The 14,201-nt window shown below is 63.4% G+C and carries 9 protein-coding genes and 1 other RNA gene; 4 read left to right on the forward strand and 6 right to left on the reverse strand.

The genetic code is table 11. The features are described 5' to 3' along the window. The first annotated feature begins 9 nt into the window (after positions 1–9). Complete coding sequence (locus ACF8GB_RS02970; RefSeq protein WP_078478854.1) at positions 10–768, forward strand: ABC transporter substrate-binding protein; 759 nt, start codon at positions 10–12, stop codon at positions 766–768. Between the two features lie 3 nt (positions 769–771). Here ACF8GB_RS02970 and ACF8GB_RS02975 read toward each other — a convergent pair whose 3' ends face one another. Continuing rightward, on the reverse strand, positions 772–1,251 hold the full coding sequence (locus ACF8GB_RS02975) for a DUF2938 domain-containing protein (protein WP_392526519.1): 480 nt from the start codon (positions 1,249–1,251) through the stop codon (positions 772–774). Positions 1,252–1,331: 80 nt separating this feature from the next. On the opposite strand from ACF8GB_RS02975, the gene ACF8GB_RS02980 reads away from it, so the two are divergent. Beyond that, positions 1,332–1,748: a helix-turn-helix domain-containing protein gene (locus ACF8GB_RS02980; protein WP_058638560.1), complete on the forward strand. Its 417-nt coding sequence runs from the start codon at positions 1,332–1,334 to the stop codon at positions 1,746–1,748. Between the two features lie 177 nt (positions 1,749–1,925). On the opposite strand, the gene ffs is transcribed toward ACF8GB_RS02980, so the two are convergent. The 5 genes from ffs to ACF8GB_RS03005 all read right to left on the reverse strand — a co-directional run bounded on the left by ffs (position 1,926) and on the right by ACF8GB_RS03005 (position 10,041). Beyond that, positions 1,926–2,022, reverse strand: an RNA gene (gene ffs / locus ACF8GB_RS02985) — signal recognition particle sRNA small type. A 214-nt stretch (positions 2,023–2,236) separates the two neighbouring features. Next, positions 2,237–4,567 carry an NAD-dependent DNA ligase LigA gene (gene ligA, locus ACF8GB_RS02990; protein WP_325943333.1) on the reverse strand — a complete coding sequence of 777 codons (2,331 nt, stop codon included), beginning with the start codon at positions 4,565–4,567 and terminating at the stop codon, positions 2,237–2,239. A gap of 224 nt (positions 4,568–4,791) precedes the next feature. Continuing rightward, a complete protein-coding gene (gene zipA, locus ACF8GB_RS02995; protein ID WP_392526520.1) occupies positions 4,792–5,682 on the reverse strand; it encodes a cell division protein ZipA in 891 nt (296 codons plus the stop codon). A 204-nt stretch (positions 5,683–5,886) separates the two neighbouring features. Continuing rightward, positions 5,887–9,378, reverse strand: coding sequence for a chromosome segregation protein SMC (smc, locus tag ACF8GB_RS03000; protein WP_197844529.1), 3,492 nt, complete (start codon positions 9,376–9,378; stop codon positions 5,887–5,889). A 3-nt stretch (positions 9,379–9,381) separates the two neighbouring features. Next, positions 9,382–10,041, reverse strand: coding sequence for a GntR family transcriptional regulator (locus ACF8GB_RS03005; protein WP_167338465.1), 660 nt, complete (start codon positions 10,039–10,041; stop codon positions 9,382–9,384). A gap of 268 nt (positions 10,042–10,309) precedes the next feature. Here ACF8GB_RS03005 and xdhA point away from each other — a divergent pair, with 268 nt between their 5' ends. Then, positions 10,310–11,764, forward strand: coding sequence for a xanthine dehydrogenase small subunit (gene xdhA / locus ACF8GB_RS03010; protein WP_196121861.1), 1,455 nt, complete (start codon positions 10,310–10,312; stop codon positions 11,762–11,764). Next, entirely contained in the window at positions 11,757–14,153 is a 2,397-nt protein-coding gene (gene xdhB / locus ACF8GB_RS03015) for a xanthine dehydrogenase molybdopterin binding subunit (protein WP_197844528.1), read from the forward strand. The genes xdhA and xdhB overlap by 8 nt, the downstream gene beginning before the upstream one ends. Positions 14,154–14,201 lie beyond the last annotated feature (48 nt).

Here is a 14,201-nt window from a genome sequence, read left to right on the forward strand (position 1 = left end):
GGACCTGCGGTGCGGACCCTGCTGACTTTGCTTCTTTTCTGGTCGGCTCACAGCCTGGCTGAACAGCCGGTACTGCGTTTTTCGGTGGCCGAGAGCTGGAGCATGCCGCTGATTCGCATCGAGAACGGCCAGCCGGTCGAGGGCCTGTTGTTCGATGTGATGCAGGCGGCCGCCGAGCAAGCCGGTGTACGCGCCGAATATCATGTAATGGCTCGAATGCGCCTCGAGGAGGCGATGAACCAGGGTGATATCGATGTACGTTGCTATGTCAGCGATCAGTGGCTGATGGCGCGGCCGAAGGACTTCATCTGGAGCGTGCCGCTGATTCACCAGCGCGATGTGCTGGTAGGCCGCATAGGCGAAGGCGGCCCGATTTCGCCGCAACGGTTGTCACCCCAGCCCATCGGCACCGTCCTGGGCTACACCTACACCACGCTTGAACCCCTGCTGGCGGCACACCGCCTTTACCGGGAGGATAGCCGCAGCCAGGAGCTGGCCCTGCAGAAGCTGCAAGCGGGACGGTACCGCTATGCCGTCAGCAACCAACTGTCACTGCGGTGGTTCAATCACCAGCGCCATGCGCAACTGCAGCCACTGGCGGTGCTGGACGAACAGGACCTGGGCTGCCTGGTACGCAACGACCCTGACATCCCCGCCCAAGCGCTTCTGCGCGCATTGGTGCGCCTCAAGCAGAGCGGGGAGATGGAGCGCTTGCTGCAACGCTACGGCAGCACCGAAGAGCCCCAACCCGCCGGGACGGGCACCTGACGCCTACAGCGCCAAGGCCGTCACGTACATCCCGATACCGAATACCAGGTGATTCACCAGGCTCTTGAACCGCGCGCGCCAGGGGCTGGGCGTGCGTGAAGCAAAAAAGCCCATGCCCATGGCAGGCTGCATCAGGCACAGGGGCGCCAGTACCGTACCTGCGCCCACGGCCAATGCCGGCCACAGGGTCGGGGCGCTCAGCCAGGGGGTGCCCGCCGTGATGACCAGCAGCATCGCGAACGCCAAGCCAATGACGTAGTGCAGCGTCCAGCCCAAGATCCGCTCATGCTTGATGGGCGGGGCCTGACGGATTGCCTGGTGGCGCCAGCGCCCTCGCAGTGCATGCCCCGCCCAGCGACCCACCAAGGCGTAATCGAGCGTGCTAACGCCCAGGCGCCTGGAGACCGCCGACCAGCCGTCCATGACCAGTGTGGCTCCGACGCCGATGCCTATTGCTGCAATCCACTGTTCGCTGATGCCCATGACGCTCCCTCTGATTTGACGTTGTCGGATTCGCCGGTCAGCATGCAAGTTGAAGTCAACTTCAAGTCAAGGGCTTGTACATGGACATTGCCGATGTGGCGAGACGCACGGGCGTGCCGTCTTCGACGCTGCGTTATTACCAGAAGAAGGGACTGCTCACGGCGCGTGGCGAGCCCGGCCAACGCCGGCAGTTTTCGGCTGACGTGGCGCAAAGGCTCGCATTGATAGCGCTGGGCCAGTCCGCCGGTTTTTCGCTGGACGAAATCAGCACCCTGCTGGTGGACATGAAGGTCGACCGGGCGCAGCTGCTGGCGAAGGCCGATGAGCTCGACAGCCGGATCAAGACGTTGCAGGCCATGAGCAAAGGCTTGCGCCACGCGGCTGAGTGCCCTGCCGACGATCATCTGGCTTGCCCGAGGTTTCGCCGGTTGATGGCAGTGGCCTCAGCGAGGTCAGCACGCATGAAAGTATCGAGCCGCTCTGTGAAGGCCGGGTAGAAACGCGGTAGTGTGCGCAGCGCCATAGCCAATTGCCTCAGGGGCGTGAACGGGCTGCGCTTACAACAAAAACCGAAACGCCTTGGCGCATTGTGGCAAAGGCCGACAGATTTTCGTGTGCAGTCTGAGTGACCAAGCGCTTGGCCTTTTAGAATTCAAGGCCTGAAATGGAGGCGGCCCCGCCAGCCACACCCCGGCACTCGATGTTCCCGCTATGGCTGCTCCCTTCCGGGCCTGACCAGGTTAACGGGTAATCAATGCGGGAGGACCGACAGGGCCACCACTACATGTCTCGCTGAACAGCGAGTGGCGCCATTGTACCGGTCTTGAGCCCAGATACAACCTCTGCAGCAGAAAAAGTCATCATTTCTCAATGACTTGTCTGGCTAGCGCGCGCCACGCGGTCAAACACCTCGCCAGCCACCCCCGCACGCCAAGATGGCCAAGTGCCGACAATCACGCACCGGGCCAACACGGCTCCAGGGTTATCAGACCTCGATGCCCTGCTGGGCAAGAAACGCCACGAACGCCTCTTCATCGAGCACCTTCACGCCCAGCTCGCTGGCCTTGGCCAGCTTCGACCCGGCACCCGGCCCTGCCACCACGCAGTGGGTCTTGCCAGAAACGGACCCCGCCACTTTCGCCCCCAGGCCTTCGAGCTTCTCCTTGGCGATGTCGCGGCTCATGCGTTCCAGGGAGCCGGTCAGCACCCACGTCTGGCCCGCCAGAGGCAGCCCCTCGGCCACCTTCTTCTCGCTGCGCCAGTGCATGCCGAAGGCCAGCAGCTGCGCCTCGATGGCATGGGCAAGACGCTGGTTGGCTTCATCCCTGAAGAACGCACGTACAGCCTCTGCCTGGCGCGTATTGAGCGCCTGGCGCAGGTCAATGCCGTCGGCGGCGATGATCTTGTCCAGGCTGTCCAGGCGCGCCACCAGCTTTTGCGCGCCGGTAGGCCCTACCGAGGGGATGTCGAGCTTGGCGAGCATGTCAGCCAGGGTGGTACTGGCGGCGAACTCCGCGGCCAGTTCGCCTTCGTCCTGCAACTGCATGCCGCTGTCCAGCAACTGGCGGATGACCTTCTGGTTGTGTTCGTCTTCAAAGAAGTTGTGGATCTCATGGGCCACTTCCAGGCCAATGTCCGGCAGATAGGTGAGCACCTGCGGCAATGCCTGTTGCACGCGCGACAGGCTGCCCAGTGAGCGGGCCAGCACCTTGGCGGTTTCTTCACCGACATCGGGAATGCCCAAGGCATAGATGAAGCGGGCAAGGGTCGGCTGCTTGCTGGCGGCGATGGCATCGAGCAGCTTGCGGCTGGACACTTCGGCAAAACCTTCGAGGCCGACGATTTGGTCGAACGTGAGCGTGTAAAGGTCGGCGGGTGAGGCAATCAGGCCCTCGTCCACCAACTGCTCCACGCTTTTCTCACCCAGCCCGTCGATGTCCATGGCCCGGCGCGACACGTAGTGGATGATCGCCTGCTTGAGCTGCGCCCCACAGGCCAGGCGACCGACACAGCGGTACACGGCCCCCTCGCTGGTCACTTCCCTGCCCTTGCTGCGCTTGACCAGCTGGGTGCGCTCCACATGCGAGCCGCACACCGGGCACTGGCTGGGCACCCGCACTTCACGCGCCCCTTCCGGCCGACGCTCCAGCACCACCTGCATCACCTGCGGGATCACGTCGCCTGCGCGGCGGATGATGACCGTATCGCCAATGCGCAAGCCCAGGCGGGCGATCTCGTCCATGTTGTGCAAGGTGGCATTGGACACCGTCACACCGGCGACCTTGACCGGCTTCAGGCGGGCGACTGGGGTGACCGCGCCCGTACGCCCCACCTGGAACTCCACGTCCAGCACCTCGGTGAGCTCCTCCATCGCCGGGAATTTATGGGCGATGGCCCAGCGCGGCTCCCGGGCACGGAAACCCAGCTCCCGCTGTGCGGCCAGGCTGTTGACCTTGAACACCACGCCATCGATCTCGTAAGGCAGGCTGTTACGCCGCTCGCCGATGTCGCGGTAATAGTCCAGGCATTGCTCGATGCCGGCCGCGTGCTTGAGCTCGCGACTGATCGGCAACCCCCATGTCTTGAGCTGCTCCAGCGTGGCGATATGGCTGTCGGCCACAGGTGCGGACACCTGGCCGACACCGTAGCAGCAGAATTCCAGCGGGCGACTGGCAGTGATCTTGGAGTCCAGCTGACGCAGGCTGCCTGCCGCGGCATTGCGCGGGTTGGCGAAGGTCTTGCCGCCGAGGTCGGCCTGGGACGCATTGAGCCGGTCGAAGCCGGCCTTGCTCATGAACACCTCGCCGCGCACTTCCAGCACCGCAGGCCAGCCTTGCCCGTGCAGCTTCAAGGGAATGTTGCGCACGGTACGCACGTTGGCGCTGATGTCTTCACCCGTGGTGCCGTCGCCTCGCGTGGCACCCTGCACCAGGTGACCGTCACGGTAGAGCAGGCTGACCGCCAGGCCATCGAGCTTGGGCTCGCAGCTGAAATCCACCGCGCCTGGCTGGTCCAGCCCTTCCGTCACACGGCGACCGAACTCACGCAGGTCAGCCTCTTCGAAGGCATTACCCAAGCTGAGCATGGGAACCTCATGACGAACCTGGCTGAATGCGGCAAGGGCCGCCCCACCTACCCGCTGGGTGGGCGAGTCGGGCGTGACCAGGTGGGGATGCTCGGCCTCCAGCGCCTTGAGTTCGTTGAACAGCCGGTCGTACTCGGCGTCGGGCACGCTGGGTTCGTCCAGCACATAGTAGCGGTAGTTGTGCTGGTCGAGTTCGGCACGCAGTTCGTGAATGCGGGTTTCAGCGGTCATTTTGAGCTTCTCTTGCAAAACGAAAGAGCAGCCTGGCAGCCTCTGGAGAGCCAGGTCTCGTCATCGCCTTGTGCCTTAGGCAGCGAGCCCGCTCCACAGGTTCGCCACAGCCTTCAAAGGCTGCGGTGAAACCGTGAAGCGGGCTCGCTTGCCGAAAGCCGAGTCGATGAGCAAGAGGCCTGAACCGACCAGCACGCCCCGAGGCTGCTCTTCGTCTGGATTTATCAGCGCTTCTGGGTCAGGGCACGGCGCTCGAATTCCACGATGCGCTGGCGGTAGTGTTCGATGGTCTGCGCCGTTAAAACGCTGCGCTGGTCATCCTTGAGTTCACCGTTGAGCTCATGGGCCAGCTTGCGCGCTGCCGCCACCATGACGTCGAAGGCCTGCTTCGGATGGCGCGGGCCGGGCAGGCCGAGGAAGAAGCTCACCGCACGCGTGCTGAAATGGTCGATGTCATCCAGGTCGAAGATGCCAGGCTTGACGGCATTGGCCATGGAGAACAGCACTTCGCCGTGACCGGCCATGCTCTCGTGACGGTGGAAGATGTCCATCTCGCCGAACCGCAGGCCACTTTCCAGAATGTTCTGCAGCAACGCCGGGCCCTTGAACCCACCCTCGTCACGGGAAATAACGCTGATCACCAGCACTTCCTCGGCCGGCGGCAGCTCCTTGACGCTGTTGTTGGCCGCTGCAGGGGATGGGCTACGCCCCTTGTCCGCCGCGAAGTCGTCCTCGTCGTCGATCACAATATCCGCTTCACGGGAGGGCGCGCTGAAGCCTGCGTCAACGCGCGGCGCTTCTGCAGCCGCCGGGCGTTTTGGCCACTTGCTGACCTTGGCAGGTTTGGGTTCGCGATCACGGTCCCGGTCCGAGGCACTGAGCGACGGAAGATCACTTTCGTCCAGCTCAGGCTCCCTGTGGGTGTCGAGCACGCGGGGTGGGCCGAGCACTTCGGCACCACCGCCTTCATCGTCCGCCGCATTTGCATAACTGCGGTCCAGACGGAATTTCAACTTACCCTTGCCGCCGCGCATACGGCGCCAGCCATCGAAAAGAATGCCGGCAATGACAATGATGCCGATAAGGATCAGCCACTCGCGCAGACCGATTTCCATGTAATCCCGTGCCTCTAATAAATATGCTGAAAACAAAGGCTTCAAAGGCCTTTAACACGTGGCGCCAAGCCTATGTTCTGACAGGCGTTTTACCCACGCAGAAAACGAGTGACATAAAGCTAGCACGACCAAAGACAACTTTACACCGTCTGTCTCACATGACAGGGGCATTTCAATGAAGATTGTGCCGTTCGACCACAGGTTTCACGCATCGACCATCGCCATGGCCGCCTCCACATCCACGGCCACCAGGCGCGAACAGCCCGGCTCGTGCATGGTGACCCCCATCAGCTGGTCGGCCATTTCCATGGCGATCTTGTTGTGCGTGATGTAAATGAACTGCACGCTCTCACTCATTTCCTTTACCAGTCGGGCATACCGCCCAACGTTGGCATCGTCCAACGGTGCGTCGACTTCATCGAGCATGCAGAACGGTGCGGGGTTCAACTTGAAGATGGCAAACACCAGCGCCAAGGCGGTCAGTGCTTTTTCGCCACCAGACAGCAGATGAATGGTGCTGTTCTTCTTGCCCGGTGGTCGCGCCATGATCGTCACCCCTGTATCGAGTAGATCTTCGCCCGTCAGTTCCAGATAAGCGCTGCCACCACCGAAAACTTTTGGGAAAAGTGCCTGCAATCCGGCATTTATCTGATCAAAGGTATCTTTGAAGCGGTGGCGGGTTTCCTTGTCGATCTTGCGAATGACGTTTTCAAGCGTGTCCAGCGCTTCGACCAGGTCAGCATCCTGGGCATCGAGGTAGCGCTTGCGCTCGGACTGCTGTTCGTACTCCTCGATGGCGGCCAGGTTGATCGCGCCCAGCCGCTGGATACGGGCATCGAGTTGCTCCAAGGCCTGTTCGGTGCCGGCCTCGGTAGCGTCGGGCTCGACCGTGGCGAGAACGCCCTGCAAGTCGTAACCGTCGGCGAGCAACTGCTCCTGCAATGTGGTACGCCGCACTTCCAGGCCCTGACACTCCAGGCGCAGTTGTTCGAGTTGACCACGCAGCAACTGAGCCTGCTGCTCGGCCTGGGTGCGGCGCTTTTCGGCATCGCGCAGTTCGCGGTCGGCCTCGTCCATTTGCAGGCGTGCCTGGCGCATTTCTTCGTCGACACCCATGCGCCGTTCCAGCAACTCTTCGAGCTTGAGCCGCAGCTCCTCCAACGGCGCCTCCCCTTCCTCCAGGTTCAGACTCAGCTGCTCCTGTCGCTCGCTCAGACGGGCCGCTTGCAGTTCCAGGCGTTCCAGGGCCTGACGCGTGGAGTCATGCTGGGCGCGCAGCGACCCCAGGCGCACGGCCAGCTGGTGGGCATGGTCCTTGTGCTGCCTGGCTTCCTGACGAATGCGGTCCAGGCCCTCACGCAGCCGGTCGCGCTGGGCCAGCAGCACTTCGCGCCGATCGGTGTCCTGGGCCATGAGTTCGAGGGCATCCTGCAACAGCAAACGGGCTTCGCCCAGTTGCTCATGCTCGAGGGCGCGCTGCTCGTCGAGCTCAGCCAGCTCTTCGTCCAAACGGCGGCGGCGCAGCGCGACCTGTTCGGCACGGGCACGGTTGGCTGACAAGCTGGCCTTGAGTTCGGCTTGCAGGCGGCTTTCTTCCTGGGCGCGACGGCGTACCTGCTCGCGCTGCGCTTCCAGGTGCTGCTGCTGTTCACGCAGGGTGTGCAGCTGCTGGTCAAGCTGCTGCAGGGCGATGTGCTGCTCACGCTGACTGTGCTCGAGCCGCTCGATCTCCTGACCGCGCGCCAGCACCCCGCCTTCACCGCTGCCACCGCGGCGCACACGAAGGCTGTGGCGGGCGACCCAATAGCCATCGCGGCTGACCAGGCTCTGCCCTTCGCCCAACGCAGCACGCAAGGCCAAGGCCTCGGCCAGGTCTTCCACGGGCCTGACCTGGCCCAGCCATGGCGCGAGGTCGACGGGGCCTTGTACCTTGTCCAGCAGGCTGCCGGAAGGCACCGCCTGGCTGGCGCAAGCCGCGAGCAGCAGGCTCACATCGCCCTGCTGCAAGCCCGCCAGATCCAACGGTGCGAAGTCGTCCACCAGCACGGCTTGCAAGTCGGCGCCCAACACGGTTTCCACCGCAAGCTCCCACCCGGGCTCAACGCGCAACGCTTGTGCCAGGCGAGGGCAGTCTGCCAACCCCTGCCCCTGCAACCATTGGCCCACACCAGCACCTGGGTCCAGGGCTGCCTGCTGCAGGGCTTCCAGCGATGCCAGGCGCCCGCCCAGGCGTTGCACATCACCCTGGGCCTGTTGCTGAGCCAGCCCGGCCTCCTGCAGCGCCTGGCGCACCGTTTCCAGGCGCTCGATAACCTCCTCTTCCTCCAGTTGCAGTGCTTCGAGCGACAACTCGCTGCTGGCCAACTGCTCAACCTGCTCCAGCATCGCCGCGTCTTGCGGGTCTTCGCCCAACTGCACCTGTTCGTCGGTGAGTTTGCGCTGACGCTCGGCCAGGCGCTCCAAGCCGCTTTCCAACTGCTGCAAGCGCGCCTGCTGCACTTCGGCCTGGCGACGCGGTTCAGCCGAGCGACTGTTGAAGGTGTCCCACTGCTCCTGCCAACCGTGCATGCCTGATTCGGCCTCTTCCAGCACGGCAGCGCTTTCTTCGGCAGCCGCCAGGGTCAGCGCCTGCTCGGGCTCGAGCATGGCCAGTTCTTCTGCCAAAGTTGCCAGCAGCGTACGGTCATGCCCCAGGTGCGATTCGGTTTCCTGGCGCGTGCGTTCGGCTTCCTTGAAATCGTCCTGCAACTGGCGCAAACGTTGCTGGCCGTGCTGGATGCTTTGCTCGACCCGGGCGATGTCGCCGGCCACCGAGTAGAACCGGGCCTGCACCTGGTTGAAGCGCTCGGACAGCTCATGATGACCGTCACGCAGCCGCTCGATGCTGGCATCGGCATTGCGCTGCTCGGCCACCAGCGCCTCGAAGGACACATCCTGGTTACCGATCACCGACTGACGCTGACGAACCCGTTCGTCCAGCTCGCGCCAGCGCAACGCCGCCAGGCGCGCCTTGAGCTGGCGTTCCTGCGCCTTGTATTCACGGTATTTCTCGGCCGCCTGGGCCTGGCGGTGCAGGCGCTCAAGCTGGCGTTCCAGCTCCTCGCGCAGGTCGGTCAGGCGCGCCAGGTTCTCCTGGGTTCGGCGGATGCGGTTTTCAGTTTCGCGGCGACGCTCCTTGTACTTGGAGATACCCGCCGCTTCCTCGATGAAATTGCGCAGTTCCTCGGGCTTGGCTTCGATCAGCTTGGAGATCATGCCCTGTTCGATGATCGAGTAGCTGCGAGGCCCAAGGCCTGTGCCCAGGAAGATATCGGTGATGTCCCGACGCCTGCACTTGGTGCCGTTGAGGTAATAGCTGTTCTGGCTGTCGCGGGTGACCTTGCGCCGAATCGAGATCTCGGCGTAGGCGGCATACTCGCCCACAAGGGTAGTCTCGCTGTTGTCGAACACCAGTTCGATGCTGGCCTGGCTGACCGGCTTGCGGCCGCTGGAGCCGTTGAAGATGACGTCGGTCATCGACTCGCCGCGCAGGTTCTTTGCCGAACTTTCGCCCATTACCCAGCGTACGGCGTCGATGATGTTGGACTTGCCACAGCCATTGGGGCCCACGACCGCCGCCATATTGCTCGGGAAGTTGACGGTGGTGGGGTCGACGAAAGACTTGAACCCTGCCAGGCGGATGCACTTCAGACGCATCAGTCAGGGCCGGGCCAGCGCCGCCAGTACCAGTTCGCAACTGCGCTGGCCATAGGCGGTAAGTACTTCACGAATGCGCGGCAAGTCGCGCAGCACCACCGCCTCGAGCAAGTGACCGAACAGGCCCAGGTAATCGACCATGTTCGCCTGGCGCTGGTCCAGGGACAGGTAATAGGCGCGGCTCATGGCTGGCTGCAGGTTCTCGACGGTTTCCTGCAGGAACGGGTTGTCGGCGAAGGGGTAGGCAGCACGCATCACCTCGAAGCTCTCGGCCACGAACGCCTCGATGTCGCGTGCGGCATGCGCCACATGAAGACGCTGCTGAATGTCCAGAAACGGGCGCAGTTCGTCTTCGCTGCGCCAGCGTTGTGCAACCGCGTTGCCCAGCAGGATGTAAAACTCGCTCATGAGCGTGCACAGGCTGCGCACGCTGCGCTCGTCCAGTTCGGTGACGTGGGCGCCCCGGCGCGGCAATATCGCCACCAGGTGGCGACGTTCAAGGATCAGCAGCGCTTCGCGCACCGAACCCCGGCTGACGTTGAGCGCCTGGGTCACCTTCTGTTCCTGGATACGCTCTGCAGGCGCCAGTTCGCCGCGGATGATGCGCTCGGCCAGGTAATCGGCAATCTGCTCGGCGAGGCTGTCCGGGGCCTTGAACGTCATGGTTTTCCTTCAAATCACTGAACGGGACACAAGGGGGCGGATTGTAGCCTACTTGCCCCCGGGAAGCGCAGCGGGCTATCGGGGTTTATTTGACCACCCGGACAGCTGCCGGGCCGGCGCGATCTATGCTTGGTGTAAGCATCATCAACCAGGGTGGGCCGGCCGCCGGACGATTTCCTGACCTTTGAGTCAGAAAAACATTGACCCGCGCGACAGGTGTTGCTTAGAGTCGGCCCAACAACAATAAAACCATTGCGAGGCCATCCCCGTGATCCAGTTTCTCGTCAACCAGGAGCTGCGCAGCGAGCACGCCCTGGACCCGAACATGACCGTGCTGCAATACCTGCGCGAGCAGTTGGGCAAACCCGGCACCAAAGAGGGCTGCGCCAGCGGTGACTGTGGTGCCTGCACCGTGGTGATCGGTGAACTGACCCAGGACGATGCCGGCGACGATGCCTTGCGCTATCGCAGCCTCAATTCCTGCCTGACATTCGTGTCCAGCCTGCACGGCAAGCAACTGATCAGCGTCGAAGGCCTCAAGCACCAAGGCCAGCTGCACAGCGTGCAACAAGCCATGGCGGACTGCCATGGGTCGCAATGCGGTTTCTGTACGCCAGGCTTTGTGATGTCGCTGTTCGCCCTGCAAAAGAACAGTCAAGGTGCCGACGTGCACCAGGCCCAGGAAGCACTGGCCGGCAACCTGTGCCGCTGCACGGGTTACCGACCCATTCTTGACGCCGCCCAGCAGAGCTGCCGGCAACCCTGCCGCGACCAGTTCGATGCCCAGCAAGCGCAGACCATCGCCCGCCTCAAGGCCATTGCACCGTCGCAGACCGGCGAGCTGAACAGTGGCGACAAGCGTTGCCTGGTCCCGCTGACCGTCGCCGACCTGGCCGAGCTTTATAGTTCGCACCCCGAAGCCCGGTTGCTGGCAGGCGGTACCGACCTGGCGCTGGAAGTCACGCAAATGCACAAGACCCTGCCAGTGATGATCTACGTGGGGCATGTGGCCGAGCTCAAGCGGATCGAGCAGACCGCCACCCATCTTGAAATCGGTGCTGCCACCCCGCTCACCGACTGCTACCAGGCGTTGAACGCCCAATACCCGGACTTCGGGGCGCTGCTGCATCGCTTCGCTTCGCTGCAGATCCGCAACCAGGGCACCCTGGGCGGCAACATCGGCAACGCTTCGCCCATCGGCGACTCACCGCCCTTGTTGATCGCGCTGGACGCCCAGGTAGTCCTGCGCCAGGGCGAGCGCCAGCGCACGATGCCGCTGGAAGCCTATTTCATCGACTACCGCATCACCGCCCGGCAGGACAGCGAGTTCATCGAGAAGATCCTGGTACCCCTAGCCCGGCACGACTGGACGTTCCGCGCCTACAAGGTTTCCAAGCGCCTGGACGATGACATTTCGGCGGTGTGCGCAGCGTTCAACCTGAGCATCGAGCACGGGGTGGTCAGCGGCGCACGCATCGCCTTCGGCGGCATGGCGGCCATCCCCAAGCGCGCCCGTGCCTGCGAGGCGGCGTTGCTGGGCCAACCCTGGAACAAGGCCAGCGTGGAGCGCGCCTGCCAGGCCCTGGCCGAAGACTTCACCCCGCTCAGCGACTTCCGCGCCAGCCAGCAATACCGCCTGCTGACCGCGCAGAACCTGCTGCGCAAGTACTTTATCGAACTGCAAACGCCGCACATCGAAACCCGGGTGACCGCTTATGTCTAACCATCATGTGCCCAAAAGCCAGGCCGAAATGGCCGACCTGTTCCGCCAGGACCTGACCACCGGGGTCGGGCGCAGCGTCAAGCACGATAGCGCCGACAAGCACGTGTCCGGCGAAGCGTTGTACATCGACGACCGACTGGAATTCCCCAACCAGCTGCACGTCTACGCACGTACCGCAGACCGTGCCCATGCGCGCATCCTGCGCATCGACACCACGCCCTGCTACGCCTTCGAAGGGGTGCGCATCGCGATCACCCATCAAGACATTCCTGGGCTCAAGGACATCGGACCGGTGGTGGCAGGCGATCCCTTGCTGGCCATCGACAAGGTCGAGTTCTTCGGTCAGCCGGTCCTGGCCGTGGCCGCACGTGACCTGGACACCGCACGCCGCGCCGCCATGGCCGCCGTCATCGAATACGAGGACCTCGAACCGGTGCTCGATGTGGTCGAGGCGCTGCGCAAGCGGCACTTCGTGCTCGACAGCCACACCCATCAGCGCGGCGACAGCGCTGCAGCCCTGGCCAGCGCCCCGCATCGCCTGCAAGGCACCCTGCACATCGGCGGCCAGGAACACTTCTACCTGGAGACCCAGATTTCCTCGGTGATGCCCACCGAAGACGGCGGCATGATCGTGTACTGCTCCACCCAGAACCCCACCGAGGTGCAGAAACTGGTGGCCGAAGTGCTCGATGTGCCCATGAACAAGGTGGTGCTGGACATGCGCCGCATGGGCGGCGGATTTGGCGGCAAGGAGACCCAGGCCGCGAGCCCGGCTTGCCTGTGCGCCGTCATCGCCCGCCTGACCGGGCAACCGACGAAGATGCGCCTGCCGCGGGTCGAGGACATGACCATGACCGGCAAGCGACACCCCTTCTACGTCGAGTACGACGTGGGCTTCGACAACCAGGGTCGCCTGCACGGCATCAACCTGGAGCTGGCCGGCAACTGTGGCTACTCCCCGGACCTGTCCGGCTCGATCGTCGACCGCGCCATGTTCCACTCCGACAACGCCTACTACCTGGGCGATGCCACCGTCCACGGGCACCGCTGCAAGACCAACACCGCGTCGAATACGGCCTACCGGGGCTTTGGCGGACCGCAAGGCATGGTCGCCATCGAGCAGGTGATGGACCACATCGCCAGGCACCTCGGCCGCGACCCGTTGGCCGTGCGCAAGGCCAACTACTATGGCAAGGACGAGCGCAACGTCACCCATTATTACCAGACCGTCGAGCACAACATGCTCGAGGAGATGACCGCCGAGCTTGAAGCCAGCAGTGACTACGCCGAACGGCGGGCGGCCATCGGTCGCTTCAATGCCGGCAGCCCGATCCTGAAAAAAGGCCTGGCACTGACCCCGGTCAAGTTCGGCATCTCGTTCACCGCCACCTTCCTCAACCAGGCAGGAGCGCTGATCCATATCTACACCGATGGCAGCATCCACCTGAACCACGGCGGCACTGAAATGGGCCAGGGCCTGAACACCAAGGTGGCGCAGGTGGTGGCCCAGGTCTTCCAGGTCGATATCGACCGGATCCAGATCACCGCCACCAACACCGACAAGGTACCCAACACCTCCCCTACCGCCGCTTCCAGTGGGGCTGACTTGAACGGCAAGGCCGCACAGCATGCTGCCGAGATTCTCAAGAAACGTTTGACCGAATTCGCTGCCAGGCACTACCAGGTCACCGAGGAGGACGTAGAGTTCCGTAATGGCCACGTGCGTGTGCGCGACCAGATCGTCAGCTTCGAGCAGTTGGTGCAGCAGGCTTATTTCGGTCAGGTGTCGCTATCGAGCACCGGGTTCTACCGCACGCCAAAGATCTTCTATGACCGTAGCCAGGCACGGGGGCGCCCCTTCTACTACTACGCCTTTGGCGCGGCCTGCGTGGAAGTGATCGTCGACACACTGACCGGCGAGTACAAGATGTTGCGCGCCGACATCCTGCACGATGTGGGCGACTCGCTGAACCCGGCCATCGACATCGGACAGGTAGAGGGAGGGTTCATTCAAGGCATGGGCTGGCTCACCACCGAGGAGCTGGTGTGGAACGCCAAGGGCAAACTCGTGACCAACGGCCCGGCCAGCTACAAGATTCCAGCGGTGGCCGACATGCCGCTGGACATGCGGGTCAAGCTGGTGGAGAACCGCAAGAACCCGGAGGACACGGTGTTCCATTCCAAGGCCGTGGGCGAGCCGCCGTTCATGCTCGGGATCGCCGCCTGGTGCGCGATCAAGGATGCGGTGGCCAGCCTTGCCGACTACCGCGTGCAACCGAACATAGATGCCCCTGCCACGCCGGAGCGGGTGTTGTGGGGCTGTGAGCAGATGCGCAAGGCGGCCACCCTGCAACCTGCGGTGCAGGAGCTGGACGCAGTGAACAATTGAAGGTGCGTTGCCTGTTCGGGCCCATTGCCGGCAAGTCGGCGAGAAGGC

It is taken from the genome of Pseudomonas sp. xss_4 (assembly GCF_043104125.1).
Classification (GTDB): domain Bacteria; phylum Pseudomonadota; class Gammaproteobacteria; order Pseudomonadales; family Pseudomonadaceae; genus Aquipseudomonas; species Aquipseudomonas parafulva_B.

Coding starts and splice junctions, on each gene's coding strand:
- zipA (WP_392526520.1), bottom strand. CDS start 5,682: ATGGAAATCGGTCTGCGCGAGTGGCTGATCCTTATCGGCATCATTGTC.
- xdhB (WP_197844528.1), top strand. CDS start 11,757: ATGTCTAACCATCATGTGCCCAAAAGCCAGGCCGAAATGGCCGACCTG.
- ACF8GB_RS02975 (WP_392526519.1), bottom strand. CDS start 1,251: ATGGGCATCAGCGAACAGTGGATTGCAGCAATAGGCATCGGCGTCGGA.
- ACF8GB_RS02980 (WP_058638560.1), top strand. CDS start 1,332: ATGGACATTGCCGATGTGGCGAGACGCACGGGCGTGCCGTCTTCGACG.
- smc (WP_197844529.1), bottom strand. CDS start 9,378: ATGCGTCTGAAGTGCATCCGCCTGGCAGGGTTCAAGTCTTTCGTCGAC.
- ligA (WP_325943333.1), bottom strand. CDS start 4,567: ATGACCGCTGAAACCCGCATTCACGAACTGCGTGCCGAACTCGACCAG.
- ACF8GB_RS03005 (WP_167338465.1), bottom strand. CDS start 10,041: ATGACGTTCAAGGCCCCGGACAGCCTCGCCGAGCAGATTGCCGATTAC.